Origin of the sequence: Arsukibacterium sp. (assembly GCF_041616895.1) — a bacterium.
In the GTDB taxonomy this organism is placed as follows: Bacteria; Pseudomonadota; Gammaproteobacteria; order Enterobacterales; family Alteromonadaceae; genus Alishewanella.
On sequence record NZ_JBFJPY010000010.1, the window covers coordinates 1 to 18,802 of the forward strand.

The window sequence follows — 18,802 nt, forward strand, 5'->3', positions numbered from 1 at the left end:
CATGCTGAAATGGACTGCCTGGAAAATGCAGGCCGCTTAACCGCCGCCGATTACCGGCGCGCCACGCTGTACTCTACGTTATCACCGTGCGATATGTGTAGCGGCACGGTATTGCTGTATGGCATTCCCAAAGTAGTTATTGGCGAAAACCAAACCTTTCAGGGGCCGGAGGCTTATGTACAAAGCCGCGGTGTTACTCTTGAAAATCAGCATAATGCCGAGTGTATAAAGCTAATGCAGGATTTTATTGCTGCCAAACCCCAGCTGTGGTTTGAAGATATCGGAGAGTAAGCCTCAGCGGCAGTGGGCTGTAACCAGCTAAGTACGGTTTTAATCAAGAGCAGATAACAATGTGGTTACAAAAAGAATTGATGTTAACAGCAAAAACAAGGGGATTTCATTTAATCACGGCTGAAGTATTGCGGCAGTTGCCCGAGCTTAACCAGCTGTCAGTTGGCTTGTGTCATATTTTCATTAAACACAGTTCAGCTTCCTTAACGATTAATGAAAATGCCGATCCGACCGTGCGGCAGGACTTTGAGCAATTTTTAAGTAAAGCGGTACCAGAAAACGAGCCTTATTATACCCATACTTATGAGGGTAGTGACGATTTACCAGCACATCTGAAAAGTAGCTTAATTGGCAGCAGCGTATCCATTCCAATTACTGGCGGCAGTTTGTGTCTTGGTACCTGGCAGGGCATTTATCTGGGCGAACACCGTAACCATGCTGGTAGCAGAACATTGGTTATTACCTTACAAGGCGAATAAGTATCTATTTGCGTGTTGCCGATGGTTTTATGATGCAATATCGTAAGTAAACGGTATGCTAAACAGCACAATCAAACTGGCCAGATCATCTCACGTTTTTCAGAAGGAGCAACGATGCAATATGTAAAGTTTTTGGTGGTCGATGACTCTCCAACCGTTATTAGCGTTGTCAGCAGTGCACTGTTAAACAGGTTGGGCGCTGAAAAAATTTATACTGCAAAGAATGGCCAGGAAGCGCTGGAACTTCTTAAAACCAAAGACATTGATATTATTATCTCGGATTGGGAAATGCCGTTGCTGAACGGACTGGAACTGTTAAAAAATGTCAGAAAACATCACAGGGTAAAAGATATTCCTTTTATTATGATGACGGCCAAAGGAGGCAGAGATTATGTCATCACTGCAATGCAACATGGGGTAACCCAATACGTCGTCAAACCCTTCAGTTCGGATAAATTAGAAGACGCAATCAACAAGTCCTGGAATGGCGCAAAAAAGCGCAATGCGGTGCGTTTGTCCGGGCTGCCGCCGCATAAAGTGTGTCTTTATACGCCGCAAGCAAAGTTAACGCCGAAGGTAAAAAACATCAGTAACACCGGTGTTATGTTGCAGCTAACCTACAACGCGCAAATAAAGTTGTTTGACCGGTACCAACTGGATATTACGTTAGATGAGCTTAGCCACGACAGCGCTTACTTCATCAGCAAGCTGACAGGTAAGGTCATTCGGATTGAAGCGGATGACGTTAATGATAGCGGCTCCGGCCTGTGTAATGTCGCATTACACTTTGTCAAAGAGGCTATCAGCGATCAGACGCAGACCGCGCTGACATCGGTGCTGGAATATTTGAGCATCAACATTCCTCAGATAATCGATAATACTTAGTGGTAAGGATGCCATACCCATACGTCAAAAACTGAACTAATCTTCAGTTGCAAATAAAAAACTATTCTCATTAGCATTGGCTGGACCAAAGTATCCAGAATCTGCTGACCAATCCTGCGGTAGTGCGTGAGCAATTAGATCGCCTTCACCACGTTTATCACAACCTTATCTGGCAACATTCGCAGGTGTGAGTTGGTAGCGATAAAATTACCTGAACTAAACGGTTTAATATTTAAGCCGCGCTGATCAAATGACAATACGCAACAGCATACAAAGCAAATCTGTTATAGGCCACCCCCTCAGTGGCCATAGAATGAAAAGGCCTAAACAAAAGGAGAGTGCAGCGATAACACTCTCCTTTAAGTATGTTGGATTAGTTGATGGTAATGCTTTTCAGTTCTTTTTTCTTGCCTGGTACTTTGGCAAGATGAATTTGTAACAGACCGTTTTTGCATTCAGCTTTTATATGGTTTTGGTCAACATAGTCGGGTAACCGGAAGCTACGCAGGAAACTACCATAACCTCTTTCCAGCCGATGGTAATTGTCTTTCTCATCTTTATTCTCGTACTTCCGTTCGCCACTAATCACCAGCATATTGCCGTTAATTTCAACTTTCATATCTTTGCGTTCCATGCCTGGTGTGTCTAAGCGCACCATTATTTCATGGTCTTTTTCAACGATATCCATGGCGGGTGTCCATTGGGTTTCTAACGGCATCCCATTGTTGCCATTAAACAGCGTATTAAATTTTTCATACAGGCTGCCGAACTGGTTAAATGGGTCCCATTGCGCTAACGGGCCGCCGATTGGTATTAAGCTCATTATTGATCTCCTTTTTGGATGAATTTTCAGGCCACAGCCGAGTTTTTTACCAGGGTTCTGTGGATACAAATAGAGGCTAGCGTGTCGGCAACTTCGTTGGCTTTTACCTGCTTACCGCTGTCCCGTTTATATGCAGTGGCAATGTCATTTAACGACAAGATACCTACCAGCTGTTTTTTGCCATTCAGCACTGGCAAGCGCCTGAGTTGGTTAGCCTGCATCAAGTGTTCAGCCTCGCTCAGATCCTGCTCTGGACCAATGCTCACCAGCGTTTTTGACATGACACTATTAACCGGAATATCGCTTAATGGTAGGCCTTGAATAAAACCGGCCATCGCGATATCGCGGTCTGTGATCATACCTATCGCCTGATTGTGGTCGTCTAACACGGGCAGGGCACCACAGTCCGCTTCCCACATTATTCTTGCAGCTTGCTGCAAGGTTTCTGCCGCGTTAATACTTCTGATATCCGGATTCATACAGCTTTTAATTTTCATGCTCGTTCTCCATAGGGGTTCCCAATGGCTAAAGAATAGCTGTTGCACTGCACGAAGGGTTTAGGAGAAAACCATTTTATGGGGTAGGGAATAAACCTAACTTTGTATCAATAACTCCCGTAGTAAAGAAGTGCTAGTGGGTCATCATCCAGATGACAGCATGTTGAATAAGGCTGTTGTTATCAGCAATAGCGAGCTTTTCTTTGATATGCTCTTTATGCGAATCAACCGTTTTGCTGCTAAGGTTCAATTCTGTAGCGATTTTTTTGGTTGAATAGCCTTTGCCTAACATCATATATACCTCCAATTCACGATCAGACAACTTTGCTTCGCCAGTGATATCGATGTTCGATTTTTGGTTAAACTGGGAGTGCAGTAATATTTCTGTCATCGTATCGCTAAGATAAAGTCGACCCTGCAGTACCCGGCGAATAGCAGGGATGATTTTGCCGATTGCATCGGCTTTGTTAAGATAGCCGTTGGCTCCGGCTTTGATCACCCGCTCGGCGAATAACTGCTCATCGTACATTGAGATGACCAGGATGGGCAGTTTACTGCCCCGGGCCCGCAAGTGCTTGATTAGTTGTAAACCGTCACCTTCCTCGAGAATAAGATCCAATATCAGCATATCGGGTTTAAGCTGCGCAATAAGCTTTATAGCATCTGTAACGTTTGCCGCTTCGCCGCATACCTTAAGATCGGCTTCTGCCTGAATAAGAGCCGTCAGACCGCAACAAAAAACCGGATGGTCATCTATTAATAACAGATTGCTCACTTGTCTGCTCTGTCAAAATTAAGTTTGGTGTCAGGTTTGGTATAAAGGCATTCAATTCGGGTTCCACTTGCCGCAGAGGAACTAATAGTCAGATGGGCCCCTATAACATGGGCACGAGAATGAATATTTCGCAGCCCATTGCCAACGTTAATTAACCGGCAATCTCGGACAGTCAAGTCTGGTGGTAACCCTTTTCCGTTGTCCTGTATTGATAGTTGTGTAGTATTACCATGCTGCACCAGACTGACTTCAATCAGGCTGGCATCAGCGTGTTTCAGTGCATTATAAATGGCTTCGCGGGCGATGCGGTATAAATGTACAGTAATACTGTAATCTTCTTTAAAGCATTGCCCTTCGCAGGTTAGCTTCACTCGGGCTTTGTTATAGCTGTTACAGGTATCAACAAAAGTTTTCAATGCTTCTTGCAAACCTTGCTCCTCTAACTCAACGGTGGCAAGTTCACTAATAATCGCTCTGATATTGCTGACATTTTGTTTTAATCCACTACTAAGTTTTTGCAATTGTTGCTGAATATGGGGATTGGTATCACCTAACTGCCTGGTGATTACCTGAAGTTGCATGGTTAAACCTAATAGATTCTGGCCCAATTCGTCATGCAGTTCTCTGCTGATAAGGTTACGCTCTTTTTCACTGCAAAGTAACGCTTCCTGCTCTAACTTCACCAACTCAGATATATCGCGAATAACGCCAACAAAAAATGGGTACCGTTCCACTTCGCTGACCGAGAGATGGATGGGAAATAAATGACCATTTTTATGTTTGGCTGTCAACTCGCGGCCTATGCCAATTATTTTTGGTACTCCAGTTTGCAGGTAACGCGCCATGTAATGTTGATGGTGAGAAGCATAAGACGCTGGCATTAGCACTGAGATATTCTGGCCAATCAGCTCAGTGGATGGATAACCGAAAAGTTGCTCAACGGCCTGATTAACTCGCAATACAATTCCTTGGTGGTCAGTAGTAATAACAACATCGGTCATTGTATTGAGAATGGCCTGTAATTCTTCTTTATCAGTATCCATTTTTGTAGGCATTTGCATCACGCGCATTTTCATTAGTATAAATAATTGTAGTCTTTAAGTTTGTATGCGCTAATTTTTGTCAGGTAATACGTAGGTCGTTTTCACAAACGTTAATCGGCCTAAGCCTTATGCCGAGAGCTGTTTGTTAGTTGCGGCCATGCTCAGTTGTCTGCTTTGTGGGTTTGAGCAGTCATTCTGCGGGGTGACAAAGTTATGGTAAATGCACCGTATGTTAGGAGTAACCGGGTTTATACTACTATTAGCTCCTTCACCGCTACTGGCGTTTAGCGATTCTGCAGTGTTAAACCGTGTAGGTGCATTCCAAGCTGAATAACATAGGTCTGATAATTAAATCTGTAGGTAAAGCTTGGTTGCTTTTAATCAGGGATTTACCTACTTTACATTCCGTCTTACCCCTATCCCGCACATCTGATAACTGCGTTAAAGTAACGTCCTCTTAAAATTTATCTGGCAAATCCAATGCGATGTCGCGCTGTATCAACGTCGTTTATCGCTCTTTATTATTCAATTGTTACTTAGGAGGAAGCATGGTACCCAGCAGCGTTTACCTGTCCGCTCAAGATGGAAATAATATTGTGTCTGATGCAACAGACGAGCAGTGTCAGTCCGACAAAGCTAGGCCACATACCTGGGCCATAATATTGGCTGGCGGGCATGGTGAACGAATGCGTGAGGCGATTAGCGAGTGGTTGGGCAGCTACCGGCCTAAACAGTTTTGCCGCTTTACCGGCGAGCACTCTATGCTGGAAAATACCTGGAGTAGAGCGCGGCAACTTGTCGGCAGTGATAATATTGTCACGGTATCGGTAGCTGATCAGGCCATGTATTTTGAAGAACTGGACATGGCTGTTATTCCCGGGATGGTGCTGTATCAGCCCGAGCATAATGGCACCGCAGCGGCTGTTTATCTGGCGTTAGCGCATATTTTGGCACTGGATCCTGATGCCAGTGTGATCATTATGCCCTCGGATCATTTTATTTTTCCTGAAGCACGCTTTGTGGCGCTGGCCAATGCAGCGCTAGCTTATGCCGCTGCAGACTCTCAGCACCTTGTATTGCTTGGCGCTGAAGCTCGCTGGCCCAATACCGACTTTGGCTGGATTAAGCCGGCAGCTGTTGGGTCAGGTAGTCAGCTTACCAGCAACGCAGTAGTGCAGCCGGTATTGGCATTTTTTGAAAAACCCGATAACCAGCAAGCTCGGCTACTGTTTAGTAGCAACGCATTATGGAGCACCATGATTATTGCAGCTAAGGGCGAATTGCTATGGCGACTTGCTAAGGCACTACATCCAAAATTTTTTATGTGTTTTTTGTATCTGCACCTCCTTAATCAGGAACTGCGCTTTGGCAGTAGGCAGCAAGAAGCTGTCGAGCAGGAGATTAGTAATACTTTTAAACATATGCCAGAACTGGATTTTTCTAAAGACTTACTGCAAAACGTAACCCAGCAATGCTGGGTACTGCCGATGACTGACATCGATTGGGATGATTGGGGCAGGCCAGAGCGCATCCTGCAATGCATCGAAAGATACGGTCTGGACAGTTGGTTAAACGACGCGGGTCGCAGTATTTGTTAGTGGCGAGTTTCATCTATTCGATTTTTCCAGCACACAATAGTAATGTTAGCATCTACCTGGATTAACGATAGCTATCCAGTGTCGGTGCGGTAAAGTGAAGTAACCGGGTGACGGAGCGAAGAATTGCTAGCACCCGCTAAGGTAGTTCAGGTGAACTGATTATCAGGGAATCTTAGATTTACCTATTAATTGTACGCACTCGCAGACTTGCCTGGTGCCTTTTCTGGATGAAGCCGGCAGAGTTAGCCGTATGCTGGGCACTGCTTATGAAATCATTCATGGTAAGTAGCATAAAGGTAAGTTATATGGTGATATTTAAAAAGAACCAATAAAAACGCCACCTATAAGGTGGCGTTTTTATTGGAATTTTTGGTGCGTCCTAGTGGACTCGAACCACCGACCCCTACCATGTCAAGGGGGTATATTTATGCTTTGAATAACACTGAAAATAAGGCTGGGTAGCCTGAAAGCCTTATACTACAAGAACTATAGCACAATAAAATATTTTTTCAAGTTAGATTTTGGTCGCTTTAAAAGCCTTTAGAATACTATTTGGTCACTAAAAGGCCACAAGTTAAAAGTTTCCATTTTGACTATTATTTAATTTTTTTCAAGATGGTGCGCACTATAAGTGTATAAATATCAGTATATTGCACACTTTTCGCTTTGCAGTGCTCACTGTGTATTTTGTGTTTGCTGGTTTTTGATATATCAATGCGATCTTTATTGGAAGACAATCTGGTCGCTACTAGGTTAGGTGGGTACTTGAGAAGGGAACGAATCTATAACATAGGGAAGGATGGTTTTATTATTTTGATTTTAAACATCTTTAACGTCTTAGAGGTTATGTGGTCCCAATTTTAGCCTGTGGGGAATGCTAGATATAGACCTATAAGAAAGAAAACTGTGACAAATTAAAAGTTTCCAAGCATAAACTCACATTTTAGTGCTTTGTCGACGATTAACTAATTGCTCAAAAATGGCCGAAAAACGATTAAACACAGATTCAAACACCTGGCTAAACACTAAAAGGCTGATTGGAACCAGGCATTAATGCATGGTTCCGATGAAAAAATGAGTTATTGGCAACTACCGCAGCACATTTGGCGATCATCATCGTGAGCACTGGCTTTGGGCTGGACAAATAAGATTTGGTTTTCCAGTAAGATATGCTGCATTAAGTCTTCTTTCAGCTCCTGCAATGCCAAATACAGTGCTGTCCACGTATTGCACGCATCGGCCGGCAAAGTAATGTTATTGGTCAACTTATCCAGAGTTTCCAGGGCATCCCCATGCTGCAGGTGTTCTTCTTCCATTACGCTAATCGGCCCGGACGGATAAATGCCGCCTGCCAACATAGGAAACAGAATCTGTTCTTCTTTTACCATATGGCTTTCCAGCTCCTGATACATGTCTTCCAGGTGTTGTGTTAGCCCTGTCGGGCAATTTGGATCGTCAGCATGAACATGTTCAACCCGCCGGGCCAGTCGGATAACCTCGGGCAGTTGCAGACGGTGGCGCTGGTGAAAACGCTGCAAGATATGCTCGATAAGCTTCTTTACCGGTTTGATGCGCCAGTCGGTTATCTCGCCTTCTTGTTGTTGTAATTGCTGAAGAGCACTGAGAATAGGCGTTGCATCCAGTTCTTTTGCAGCCAGTGCTTCGCGCAGGCTGTGTTGGCCGCCACAACAAAAATCCAGTTTGTACTGATGAAATACCGCCGTAGCACCGGCAATGGTAGTGGCTATCTGGCCTAAAGACTGGTCTAAAAATGACACATGGGTGAATGACATACTTGCTCCTGCTTACTTAGTTGCTTAATTGATTAAAGGGGCCGCTTTAAACTGAGCGGTTAATCGCTATTAACAAGACTAAGATGGCAAGAGTTGGGCCAAAACTACCTCCTTTGATTTATATAGCTTTATTTTACGCTGTGGTAAATTGCACCCAGTTAATTCAGGGTAGTATCTACCCAAGGGTAAAAACCACCATGTTGGAAGAAAGTTTAATTGCTGATTTAGTAACAGATTTACCTGCTGCCGTGCGCTTGCAGCGGCTGGTGAGTACCCTGCGTAGCCACTTTAGTTGCGGCGCAGTAGGCCTGCTGAGGCTTGAGCATGACGTGCTTAAACCTGTGGCGCTGCATGGTCTGGTGCGCGAAGCCCAGGGCCGGCGCTTTGTGGTGGCAGAGCATCCCAGGCTGGCCGCTATTCTGGCCAGCCGCAACCCGGTGCGGTTTGAACCTGAGTCTGAATTACCCGACCCCTATGACGGTTTGTTAGCTGAGCAACCAGGCCAGGCACTACCGGTGCATGATTGTATGGGTATTGCACTTTACGTTGAGGGGCGTTGTTGGGGCGCGTTAACGCTGGACGCATTGACGGCAGGTAGTTTTTCTCAGGCTGCGATATATGAGCTGCAGCGCTACAGTTTGCTGGTAGAAGCCGCCGTGCGGATCACCGAGCTGGAGCAAGCTAACCGGGCTTTACGGCTCAATCATCAGGCCGACGAGCAGCAATATGAACCGGCCGCCAAACAACGTTATGAGCTGATTGGCCAGAGTAAAGCTTTGCAACAAATTCTGCAGGAGCTCACGGTGGTGGCAAGCTCTGATCTGCCCGTTTTGTTGCTTGGTGAAACGGGTGTGGGTAAGGAGCTATTTGCCCGTCATTTGCACCGCAGTTCCGCCCGCGCCACTAAGCCGATGATTTACATTAATTGCGCGGCACTGCCGGAAAGCCTGGCAGAAAGTGAGCTGTTTGGGCATAACAAAGGTGCGTTCTCAGGTGCCCACAGCGAGCGGGCCGGCCGTTTTGAGGCAGCCGATGGCGGTACGCTGTTTTTGGATGAAGTAGGCGAGCTGCCACTTTCCGTGCAAGCCAAATTGCTGCGGGTACTGCAAGACGGTGAAATTCAGCGCCTGGGCTCAGACAAAACCCGTCAGGTAAATGTGCGGCTGGTTGCCGCGACGAATCGTGATTTAAAGCAGCAAGTTAAAAGTGGCGAGTTTCGGGCCGATTTATATCATCGTTTATCGGTATACCCTTTACCCATCCCACCACTGCGCGAGCGGCCGGATGATATTCCGTTGTTAGCCGGCCATTTTCTTGAGCTGAACCGCAGCCGGTTGGGGCTGCGGGCGCTCAGATTATCCAGTGACGCCGAGCTGGCGTTGTTAAGTTACGACTGGCCGGGCAATGTGCGGGAACTGGAGCATGTAATAAGCCGGGCGGCGATTAAAGCGTTAAGTCATGGCGCGTCGCGAGCTGACATTGTTACCCTGGAGGCGGCTTTGCTTGATCTGGATACCGTGCCGGCAGCCATTGCGCACAATGAAACAAACAGTGTGTTGCAACTTAGCGCTATACCGTTAAAGCAGGCGGTTAATCAACTGCAACGACAGATGATTCAACAAGCGATAAGCCAGCACAACGGCAGTTGGTCGTTAGCCGCACGGCAGCTTGAGCTTGACCCGAGCAACCTGCATAAACTGGCACAACGGTTGGGGCTTAAGTAAATTGGTGGAAACATAATGTGGCACTATAGTCGGGTGCTGTTCTGGCGGGCGCTGGCAATAATTAGTTTAGCACTGGGCCTGTTAGGCATACCCTTGCCGGGCCTGCCAACAGTCCCTTTTATTTTACTTAGCGCCTGGTCGGCCGGCAAAGGCTGGCCAGCGCTGGAGCAACGTTTGTTAACCCATCCGCATTTAGGCCCACCTATCCTGGCCTGGCACCAAAACGGCGTGGTACCGCGCCGTGCAAAATATCTGGCCTGTGGCATGATGCTGCTAAGCGTGCTGTTGTTGCAGTTATCCGCAGCGCCGTTATTACTAAAACTGCTGCTGCCATGTTTTCTATTGATGGTGGCACTTTGGCTATGGCGCCGCCCTGAACAAGTCAATCAGGATAATGATTATGACAAAACCGACTAATCCGTCAGAGCTTAGCCCCGAGCAGGCGATGCGTTACAGCCGTCAGCTAATGCTGCCGGCAATGGATTTTCGTGGCCAGGAGGCACTACTTGCCAGCAAAGTGTTACTGGTTGGCATGGGCGGGCTTGGCTGCGCTGCCGCACCTTATCTGGTGGCAAGTGGTATCGGCAGTATTACCCTGGTAGACGATGACGTTATTGACCGCAGTAACCTACAACGGCAAATATTGTATCGCGAGGCCGATATTGGTCTTAGCAAAGTACAGCAAGCTGCGGCCAGTTTGCGCCAGTTAAATTCTGAGATTGAAATACATGCCTTGCGCCAGCGTTTAACTACAGGGGATTTGGCTGCATTGGTACCCCAGTTTTCACTGGTGCTGGATTGCACTGACAATCTGGATACCCGCAATGCGATTAATGCTGCATGTGTGCAGGCCAAAGTGCCGCTGGTATCGGGCGCCGCTATCCGCTTTGAAGGCCAGCTTGCCAGTTTTAGTATGCAAGGAGAGAGCGCTTGTTATCACTGTCTTAGCCAAATGTTTGGTGAGCAACAACTCACCTGTATGGAAGCAGGCATTTTAAGCCCGGTAGTGGGTATTATTGGCACCATGCAGGCGCTGGAAGCCGTAAAAATACTGGCGAAAGTAGGTACGCCGCTGTATGGCAAATTACAGTTATTTGATGCGCTAACAGGCCAGTGGCGTCAGTTCGGCTTAAACAAAGATCCATGCTGTCGTGTTTGTAGTTAAAACCCGGTCTGCTTTGCTGCCTGAGGTAAAATATCACAGTGTACCGTTTGCAGTAATTTATAAGCATCGCCCAGATCACAGTTTTCATGCTCACGCTTTTTATAGCCCAGTGACGTTAACTCAATATGCCAGGTGGGCACTACGTCTACCTTCGCCAGCGTATGCTTTACGCAGTTAAGCGGGCAACCATCAACGGCTATTATCTGCCTGCCGGATTGGGCTATTTTTATCAACGATTTGACGCCACCACCCACGCCAGCAATACAGGACATTTGCGCTGAACCTTCGCGATCCAGTACCACGGCTAAATCGTTGGCCAGCTGCGCGACGTTAGAGCAGCCGGAGCAGGAGTATACCAGGGGTTTGTCGTTGTAATCAGGGCTCATAGCGGACACCGTTGTTAAAGACTATTTACCCAGTGTAAAAGCTGCAGCGTGCGGCGACTTGATATAAATCAAAGCCGCGGCACGCTTACCTCTTCAGAGGTAATCTCGCTTCAGCCCGGCCTGCCGTCTGGTCTTGGCGTTGTTAGCACCGGGAAATACACCAGTACGTACAGCAAGTATGCCAGTACCCAGCCGCCAACACCCAGCCACAACCACTGCATGGTTTGTGCTGGCCACAGCCAGATTAATAAGGTGCGGCTGACAGCAGCAGCCAGTACCAGCAAAAATGCCAGCGACATAATGGTATGCGGCTTTAACATGCGGCCGCTGTGGCCGAGTGACACCCGGGCCATCATGCTTAAAATCATACTGCCCATAGCACCGGCGGTTAACGTGTGCAGCGCAACGCTATTGCTGATATTAACACCGGCGTAGCGGGCGCTGTAGAGTGCCAGGCCAATTGGAATACACCAGTACGCCATATGCAGTGACCACAACAGCGGCACTTTTAAGGTGATCCATATTTTCCAGCGCAGGCTGCGCAGCGCGGTTAAGGCAGCGCTAAGTGCAAATAACCCACTGATGGCCATGGCTGGCAGATATTGGGTAAAGGCAAAAAAGTGCAATACAAAAATCAGCCAGAGTGAGCCCAGCGCGGCGCGATCCAGCCATTGCCAGGCTTCCACCTTTTTAGTTTGGGTGCCATTAGCGGTAAACATCGGCAATACCCGACCACCGACAATGGCCATCAGTAAGGTAATCAGCCAGACCGCATTCTGGCTGCCAAGTTGAATCAGTTCAAAGCGGTTTGTGGCGACGCCAATGTACATCAGGGCATTGCAGGCGGTAAGCAACAGCAGTACCGGGATAAAAAATAAGTTTCTGGTTTGTCCTGTTTGTAGTAAAGGCTTTGCCAGCAGAAAGGCGCAAACCGGTAAAAAGCTCAGATCTACAGCTGCGACTAACAGCAGCGGCAGGTCCTGACCAAAAAGTAGTAGTAATCTGCCTGCCAGCCACAACAGACTGATAAACAACAAACTTTTACCATGCGGTGCGCGCAGACCTGTCCAGTTTTGTACTGCGGTCAGCAAAAAACCGATAATAATCGCAGTAACAAAACCAAACAGCATTTCATGGCTATGCCAGAACAAGACATTGGCAAAGGGTTTAAGCTGAATGTGACCGGTAAGCGTCAGGCCCCATAACAGCATAGCAATGGTACTAAAGGCTGCACCCATTAAAAACATTGGCCGGAACGCCTGGCGTAGCAGTGGTAACAGCTTTTGTTCGGTTGCCAGATCAGTTATTTGCATGGTGGGTCCTCATGTTCAAAAGGTATAGCGTCATCGAGTAAAAAATTGTCGCGGCGCGCCTGGGCCAGTTTTTGTTGGTACTGCGCAGCTTGATTAGCAAAAAACATGGTGATCATACACAGCGCCAATACGCCATATAAAATCATAAAACAGCCAGTAATGATGCCCAACGCATCTTGTGCCAGGCCAAATACAATAGGCAGGGTGCAGCCGCCGAGCGCACCAATAGCCGCAACAAATCCACCGGTGCTACCCATATGATGTGGGTAGTAATCGTGGATGACTTTATACACGCTGGCCCTGCCGAAGCCCTGAGCAACGCCGATTACAAATATCAGTAAAGTAAACCACCAGACATTTAAGCCAATCTCTAATTGTACGTTTTTCTCCATGCCATGAATAATCAGCGTAGTGGGTGGATAGCTTAAAAAAAACAGACAGATAATGCAGACCCAGAACACACTCCAGTTCACTGCACGACCGCCGTAGCGATCTGCAAACCACCCGCCCAGCGCTCTTACCATGCTGGAGGTAGCGACAAAAAATAAGGTAAAGGCCATCGCATGCGATGCATTCATCGCATAGGCTTGCATATAATATTGCGGCAGCCATAACAACAATGCTAAAAAGCTGCCAAAAACAAAATAATAATAGAGTGAAAACCGCCAGATCCTGGCGTCGCTGGCCAGTTGACGCAGACTCAGTGAGGATGTTTCAGGATAAGCCTGAGCCGGTTCAGCCGGCGAAAATACAGCAAACAGGATGGTAATTATCAACATGCCTGCTGCATACAAAGGGCCTACCCACTGCCAGCCAAGATAATGAATGGCCAGAGGCACCAGTACAAAGGTTATCGCCACCCCGGCATTACCAACCCCGAATAGCCCGAGAGCCCGGCCCTGGCGGCTGGAGGCAAACCAGCTACTGACGTAGCGTACACCAAGAGTAAAAGATACACCGCTTAACCCAAACCACAGACCCAGAAATAAATAACCGCCGTAGCTGCTAACCAGCGGTAGCAATAGCAATGCCGGAATGATGATCAGCATTTGATATATCCATATGCGCCGACTGCTGATCCGATCAGCCAGCATGCCGAAGGGTAGTCGCAACACAGCGCCGCTTAGAATAGGTGCTGCCAGTAAAATGCCATATTCGGTAGCACTTAAACTAAGTTGTTGTTGCAACGTGATGCCCATAACGGCATATAGCGTCCAAACCGAAAAGCAGGCCGCAAAAGCCAGTGTTGCCAGTAATAGGGCTCTGTTTGCTTCAGGCAATGTGGCCTGGGCTAGTGTCGTTGGAGCGCGGTGCGCCATAGCAAATATCCGCTGCAAATGATTACTGTGTAGTGTAACGCTAAAGCGAGCTGTTGCCGCAGCAATGAGGGTGTACCTCCTACGCGCTGGTGAAGGCTATGCCTGCCACAGGGTTAAACCCATATAGGTAGGTAGTGTCGGTATCCGGCAGGGTGTGGCGGTGCTACGAACTACCCATAAAGTAGTATCTGCTTGTTTTTATGGAAAAACATGACTGAGCACCTTTGTTTTATATCAATGATTTTAGCTTTTTAGCTCTCTACACTAGGCGCAGTTAATTGTTAACTCTGTGGAGAATGTTATGGCTGGTCCTGCTTTAGCAACGCCAAGCGGTGGTGGGTTAAACCTGCTTAATTTCGCTGAACAAAAAATAAAAATGCTGCATCTCACCTGGTTTGCGTTCTTTTTAACCTTTGTGATCTGGTTCGCTCATGCGCCTTTGCTTATTCATATTAAAGAAGCACTGGCCCTGACTGATGCACAGGTCAAAGCGCTGCTGATTTTAAACGTTGCTATTACCATCCCGGCACGGATAGTGGTGGGTATGCTGGTAGACCGTTATGGCCCCCGCATTATGTACTCCTTACTGTTGTTTATCTCCGCGTTGCTCTGTATTGGTTTTGCATTTGCGCAAACGTTTGATGCGTTGGCATTGTTTCGTTTTCTACTGGGCTTTGTCGGTGCCGGTTTTGTGGTGGGTATTCGTTTAGTGGGCGAGTGGTTTCCACACCATCAGGTAGGCACCGCCGAAGGTATTTATGGCGGTTGGGGTAACTTTGGTTCGGCCGCAGCAGCCATGACGCTACCGTTACTGGCTCTGGCTTATGGTGGCGAGAATGGCTGGCGCTATGCTATTGGCACGGTCGGGGTGATAAGTGCAGTGTATTCGCTGATATTTTATAAATTTGCCCGTAATACCCCTAAAGGCTCGGTGTATTTTAAACCGAAAAAAACCGGTGCCATGGTCGTGTCAAGCTGGGGGGCGCTGTGGGGCCTGATACTGATGAATATTCCTATGCATTTGGCATTGGGGATGTTGGCCTGGCGGTTATCTCCAGCGGGCGTTAATTTGTTCTCTACTAATATGATGTATGTGTTCTGGGGCATATTGTTGCTGTTGTTTATAGTGCAAACTCAGCAAACCTGGCGGATCAATGTCGAGCATTTGCGTGCTGGTGTAGCGGAGGCTGATAAATACAGTTTTAAGCAGGTTAGTATCCTGAATATTGCCTATTTTGCCACCTTTGGCTCTGAGCTGGCCGTGGTTTCCATGCTGCCATTGTATTTTCTGGAAACCTTTGACGGCATCAGCGCGGTTAAAGCGGGTATGCTGGCATCAGGCTTTGCCTTTATGAATTTAGTATCGCGGCCGATGGGCGGTTGGTTCTCTGACAAATTTGGCCGGCGCAGAAGTATGCTGATGTTAATTGGCGGCCTGGCCGCTGGCTATTTCCTGATGGGCTTGATGGACAGCCATTGGTGGATCCCACTGGCGGTGCTGGCAACCATGGCTTGTAGCTTCTTTGTGCAGGCAGGTGAGGGCGCGGTGTTTGCCATAGTGCCACTGATTAAACGCAGCATGACCGGGCAGATCGCTGGCATGGCGGGTGCTTATGGTAACGTGGGTGCAGTGGTGTATTTAACGGTGCTAAGCTATGTCAGCTACAGTATGTTCTTTTATGTGATTGCGGCTTCTGCCCTGGTAGGCCTGGTTGCGGTCATGTTTTTGGACGACCCGAAAGGCCATATTACTGAAGTAGGGGAAGACGGTACTGTGCATCGGATTAACGTTGGTTAATGTGGTTATTGCTGGAAAAAGGATTAACAGGTGAGCCAATCTGACTTGCAACTTCGTTACAGTAGTATCTGTGAGGCTGGCATTAAGCCGGCCAACGAAGATGCGGTGGCAGTGAATGTGCCCGATGACGCGCACCTGTTAACCTACAAAGGTGCCTGCTTTACGCTGGCCGATGGCGTAAGTACCGCTGAGGCTGGTCAGCAAGCCAGTGAGCGGGCGGTCAGCCGCTTTTGTCGTGAATATAACCAGACACCCGATAGCTGGTCGGTCGCTTACAGCGCCAGCCAGCTGCTTGCCACCATCAATAACGAGTTGTATGAGCTAAGCCATCAGTTCGTGCATAATCAAAAAGGTTATCTGACCACCTTTACTGCACTGATTATTAAATCGCAAACTGCCCATTTTTTTCATATTGGCGATAGTCGCTTATACCATTGGCGCGAAGGCGTGTTAGTACAGCTGAGCCAGGACCACACCACGGTATTGTCTGAGCAGCGCCAGTTTTTGGGCAGGGCGCTGGGCATGGATGCACGGGTTGAACTGCAACAAGGCAGTATCAGCCTGCTGCCTGGCGACAAATTTTTGCTATGCTCAGATGGTATTTCCGATTTTATCAGTGCTGAGGTGTTACAACGCGAGTTGTCCATCGCGACAGACTTACCACAAGCGGCGCAGCAGCTTATGCAGCTGGCATTAGCCCAGGGCAGTGACGATAATATCAGCCTTATTTTGCTCGAAGCAGTAACACTACCTGAGCAAAGCCTGGATGATTTAAATGAGCACCTTACCCGGCTGCCATTCCCTCCGGCACTTCGCCCCGGCATGAAGCTGGATGGTTATAAGGTGCAACGCGAATTGTTTGCCAGCAGTCGCAGCCATTTATACTTGGTTGAAGATGAAAGCAGTGGTCTGCAGCTGGTACTTAAATGCCCCTCACTTAACTACGATGATGATGTTTTATACATTGACCGCTTTATTCGCGAAGAATGGATCGGCCTGCGGATTGAATCTAACTACGTAGTTAAGGTGGTGCGCCAACACCGACCGCGGACCTTTTTATACTACCTGATGGAGTATTTGCCGGGCCAAAGCCTGGAGCAATGGTTTGAGCGCCAACCGAAACCGTTAAAACCGGCATTAGCGATTAAGCTGGTAAAACAAATTGCCGAAGGGCTAAAGGCTTTCCACCGGATGGGCGCCATTCATCAGGATTTAAAACCTGGCAATATCATTTACCTGAATGATGGTAGCTTAAAAATTGTCGATTTTGGCTCGGTCTATGTCGCAGGCTTGGCTGAAATATACAGTCCGCTGCAACACGAAGCCGCGCTTGGCACAGCAGCCTATTCCGATCCCCATTATTTGCTCGGACATAACTCGGGCGTGCAGGGCGATATTTATGCACTGGCTACCATCGCATATGAGCTGTTCAGTGGCGGCCATTTACCCTACGGGAATGCAGTGGAGGAGTGTCGTACAGCGGCCGATTACGACAAACTACGCTATCGCTGCAGCTGCCAGTTTAACCCCGTTATTCCAACCTGGTTTGACCGTGCCTTGCAAAAAGGAGTGAGTTTAGACTTATCACAGCGTTATCAAAGTATTAATCAGCTACTGACCGATTTACAGCAGCCAAACCCAGAGTTTTTGCACGAAGAAGTAAAGCAGGAGCATAAAACCAACCCACTGTTATTCTGGCAATTGTTATCTGGTTTCTGGTTTATTACCTTGCTGCTGGTAGTGTGGTTGTTTTTGCTTAGGCGTTAACTTGCTTTTTTGAAGCTGTGGCGCTATAACGTTCAAATTGTGTGAAAGTCCGACGGCCAGTGCCGGCGGGCTTTTCTTTTTTCTTAAGGTTGTCATTTTCAGGAGTGTTTAATGAGTTCAAAACCAACCATTACTGTTTCCGCTGTCGATATGGATAGAATAGAAGCGCTAATTGAAAAAATGCCTCGGTTGACGCCAGAGCTTGAAACGCTGGAGAGTGAGCTGGATCGCGCAACTATCGTAGAGCCGGAAAATATGCCAGCAGATGTAGTTAGCATGAATTCTACGGTGCGCTTTAAATTTGCCGGCGACAGTAAGGTGTTTGAGAAAACGCTGGTATATCCGCAAGATGCTAAAAGTGAACATCAGATATCGATTTTCGCTCCGGTCGGAAGTGCATTATTGGGGCTGTCTGTTGGCCAGTCATTGGAGTGGCCAATGCCAAATGGTCAGAGCCGCACAGTAGAGATACTCGAGGTGGTATATCAACCCGAGCGCGGCGGAGAGTATCAACGCTAAGTGACATATAGTGCCGAAACGAATGGCTACGGCACTATGCTGCCCCACTATTATTTTTTTGGCCGAAACGGCTTGATCACTTGTTCATTGCACTGAAAAAAAGGTCCATCCATTAAATCTATGCAATAAGGTACCGCTGGAAATACTGCATCTAAACACTGACGAATGGCTTTGGGTTTGCCGGGCAAATTAATAATCAGGCTGCTGCCGCGCAGGCCGGCAGTTTGACGGGATAATATTGCAGTTGGCACATACTTCAATGATTCAGTGCGCATTAATTCGCCAAAACCCGGCATCATTCTATCGCATACGGCTTCGGTTGCCTCCGGCGTTACATCGCGCTTAGCCGGCCCGGTGCCGCCGGTGGTTACCACTAAGCAGCAGCCTTGCTCATCACAAAGCTCGCGCAGTGTTTGCTCTATCAGCGGCTGCTCATCCGGGATCAGCCGGTATTCAGCCTGCCAGTTGCTGCTTAAATAGTCTGTTAAGGTATCGATAATTGCTTTACCGGATAAATCCTCGTAAACGCCGGCACTGGCCCGGTCGCTTACTGTAACTATGCCAATTTTGGCGATTTGGTTGGTCATTAGAGATTCCACATCTTGTTAAATATGACGAACCGACTCA

Annotated in this window: 19 protein-coding genes; 10 read left to right on the plus strand and 9 right to left on the minus strand. The window is 47.6% G+C overall.

All coding sequences use genetic code 11. The features are described 5' to 3' along the window. From ABY802_RS03190 to ABY802_RS03200, 3 genes are all read left to right on the plus strand, one after another. On the plus strand, nt 1-291 hold a 291-nt coding region (locus tag ABY802_RS03190), incomplete at its 5' end, for a deaminase (protein ID WP_372625562.1). 59 nt (nt 292-350) lie between these two features. Then, on the plus strand, nt 351-770 hold the full coding sequence (locus ABY802_RS03195) for a secondary thiamine-phosphate synthase enzyme YjbQ (protein WP_372625563.1): 420 nt from the start codon (nt 351-353) through the stop codon (nt 768-770). Nucleotides 771-884: 114 nt separating this feature from the next. Next, nucleotides 885-1,655: a response regulator gene (locus tag ABY802_RS03200; RefSeq protein ID WP_372625564.1), complete on the plus strand. Its 771-nt coding sequence runs from the start codon at nt 885-887 to the stop codon at nt 1,653-1,655. A gap of 373 nt (nt 1,656-2,028) precedes the next feature. Here ABY802_RS03200 and ABY802_RS03205 read toward each other — a convergent pair whose 3' ends face one another. The 4 genes from ABY802_RS03205 to ABY802_RS03220 all read right to left on the minus strand — a co-directional run bounded on the left by ABY802_RS03205 (nt 2,029) and on the right by ABY802_RS03220 (nt 4,793). Next, nucleotides 2,029-2,478 carry an Hsp20/alpha crystallin family protein gene (locus tag ABY802_RS03205; RefSeq protein WP_372625565.1) on the minus strand — a complete coding sequence of 150 codons (450 nt, stop codon included), beginning with the start codon at nt 2,476-2,478 and terminating at the stop codon, nt 2,029-2,031. Nucleotides 2,479-2,504: 26 nt separating this feature from the next. Next, nucleotides 2,505-2,975, minus strand: a complete 471-nt coding sequence (locus tag ABY802_RS03210; protein ID WP_372625566.1) for a CBS domain-containing protein — start codon at nt 2,973-2,975, stop codon at nt 2,505-2,507. A gap of 133 nt (nt 2,976-3,108) precedes the next feature. Continuing rightward, nucleotides 3,109-3,750: a response regulator gene (locus ABY802_RS03215; RefSeq protein ID WP_372625567.1), complete on the minus strand. Its 642-nt coding sequence runs from the start codon at nt 3,748-3,750 to the stop codon at nt 3,109-3,111. Continuing rightward, a complete protein-coding gene (locus tag ABY802_RS03220) occupies nt 3,747-4,793 on the minus strand; it encodes a PAS domain S-box protein (RefSeq protein WP_372625568.1) in 1,047 nt (348 codons plus the stop codon). Before ABY802_RS03220 ends, ABY802_RS03215 begins: the two co-directional genes overlap by 4 nt. A gap of 596 nt (nt 4,794-5,389) precedes the next feature. Here ABY802_RS03220 and ABY802_RS03225 point away from each other — a divergent pair. Further along, a complete protein-coding gene (locus tag ABY802_RS03225; protein ID WP_372625569.1) occupies nt 5,390-6,391 on the plus strand; it encodes a sugar phosphate nucleotidyltransferase in 1,002 nt (333 codons plus the stop codon). 1,079 nt (nt 6,392-7,470) lie between these two features. Here the strand turns inward: ABY802_RS03225 and ytfE are convergent. Further along, nucleotides 7,471-8,184 carry an iron-sulfur cluster repair protein YtfE gene (gene ytfE / locus ABY802_RS03230; RefSeq protein WP_372625570.1) on the minus strand — a complete coding sequence of 238 codons (714 nt, stop codon included), beginning with the start codon at nt 8,182-8,184 and terminating at the stop codon, nt 7,471-7,473. 197 nt (nt 8,185-8,381) lie between these two features. Here ytfE and norR point away from each other — a divergent pair, with 197 nt between their 5' ends. Genes norR through moeB form a run of 3 tightly spaced genes read left to right on the plus strand, consistent with a single transcriptional unit; the run spans nt 8,382 to nt 11,073 of the window. Next, nucleotides 8,382-9,908: a nitric oxide reductase transcriptional regulator NorR gene (gene norR / locus ABY802_RS03235; protein ID WP_372625571.1), complete on the plus strand. Its 1,527-nt coding sequence runs from the start codon at nt 8,382-8,384 to the stop codon at nt 9,906-9,908. A gap of 15 nt (nt 9,909-9,923) precedes the next feature. Further along, complete coding sequence (locus ABY802_RS03240; protein WP_372625572.1) at nt 9,924-10,325, plus strand: YbaN family protein; 402 nt, start codon at nt 9,924-9,926, stop codon at nt 10,323-10,325. Beyond that, nucleotides 10,309-11,073 (plus strand): molybdopterin-synthase adenylyltransferase MoeB, encoded by a 765-nt coding sequence (gene moeB / locus ABY802_RS03245; protein ID WP_372625573.1) that lies wholly within the window; start codon nt 10,309-10,311, stop codon nt 11,071-11,073. The genes ABY802_RS03240 and moeB overlap by 17 nt, the downstream gene beginning before the upstream one ends. Here moeB and ABY802_RS03250 read toward each other — a convergent pair. From ABY802_RS03250 to ABY802_RS03260, 3 genes are all read right to left on the minus strand, one after another. Further along, entirely contained in the window at nt 11,070-11,459 is a 390-nt protein-coding gene (locus ABY802_RS03250) for a putative zinc-binding protein (RefSeq protein ID WP_372625574.1), read from the minus strand. The two genes, moeB and ABY802_RS03250, sit on opposite strands and share 4 nt — an antisense overlap. Nucleotides 11,460-11,569: 110 nt before the next feature. Further along, a complete protein-coding gene (locus tag ABY802_RS03255; protein WP_372625575.1) occupies nt 11,570-12,772 on the minus strand; it encodes an NnrS family protein in 1,203 nt (400 codons plus the stop codon). After that, nucleotides 12,763-14,091 (minus strand): nitrate/nitrite transporter, encoded by a 1,329-nt coding sequence (locus ABY802_RS03260; protein WP_372625576.1) that lies wholly within the window; start codon nt 14,089-14,091, stop codon nt 12,763-12,765. The genes ABY802_RS03255 and ABY802_RS03260 overlap by 10 nt, the downstream gene beginning before the upstream one ends. Before the next feature lie 301 nt (nt 14,092-14,392). Here ABY802_RS03260 and ABY802_RS03265 point away from each other — a divergent pair, with 301 nt between their 5' ends. The 3 genes from ABY802_RS03265 (at nt 14,393) to rnk (ending at nt 18,175) form a co-directional block, all read left to right on the plus strand. Continuing rightward, nucleotides 14,393-15,889 carry a NarK family nitrate/nitrite MFS transporter gene (locus ABY802_RS03265; RefSeq protein ID WP_372625577.1) on the plus strand — a complete coding sequence of 499 codons (1,497 nt, stop codon included), beginning with the start codon at nt 14,393-14,395 and terminating at the stop codon, nt 15,887-15,889. A gap of 30 nt (nt 15,890-15,919) precedes the next feature. Next, nucleotides 15,920-17,656: a protein phosphatase 2C domain-containing protein gene (locus ABY802_RS03270; protein ID WP_372625578.1), complete on the plus strand. Its 1,737-nt coding sequence runs from the start codon at nt 15,920-15,922 to the stop codon at nt 17,654-17,656. A gap of 111 nt (nt 17,657-17,767) precedes the next feature. Further along, nucleotides 17,768-18,175 carry a nucleoside diphosphate kinase regulator gene (rnk, locus tag ABY802_RS03275; RefSeq protein WP_372625579.1) on the plus strand — a complete coding sequence of 136 codons (408 nt, stop codon included), beginning with the start codon at nt 17,768-17,770 and terminating at the stop codon, nt 18,173-18,175. A 50-nt stretch (nt 18,176-18,225) separates the two neighbouring features. Here rnk and mog read toward each other — a convergent pair whose 3' ends face one another. Then, complete coding sequence (gene mog / locus ABY802_RS03280) at nt 18,226-18,762, minus strand: molybdopterin adenylyltransferase (protein WP_372625580.1); 537 nt, start codon at nt 18,760-18,762, stop codon at nt 18,226-18,228. Nucleotides 18,763-18,802: the final 40 nt, after the last annotated feature.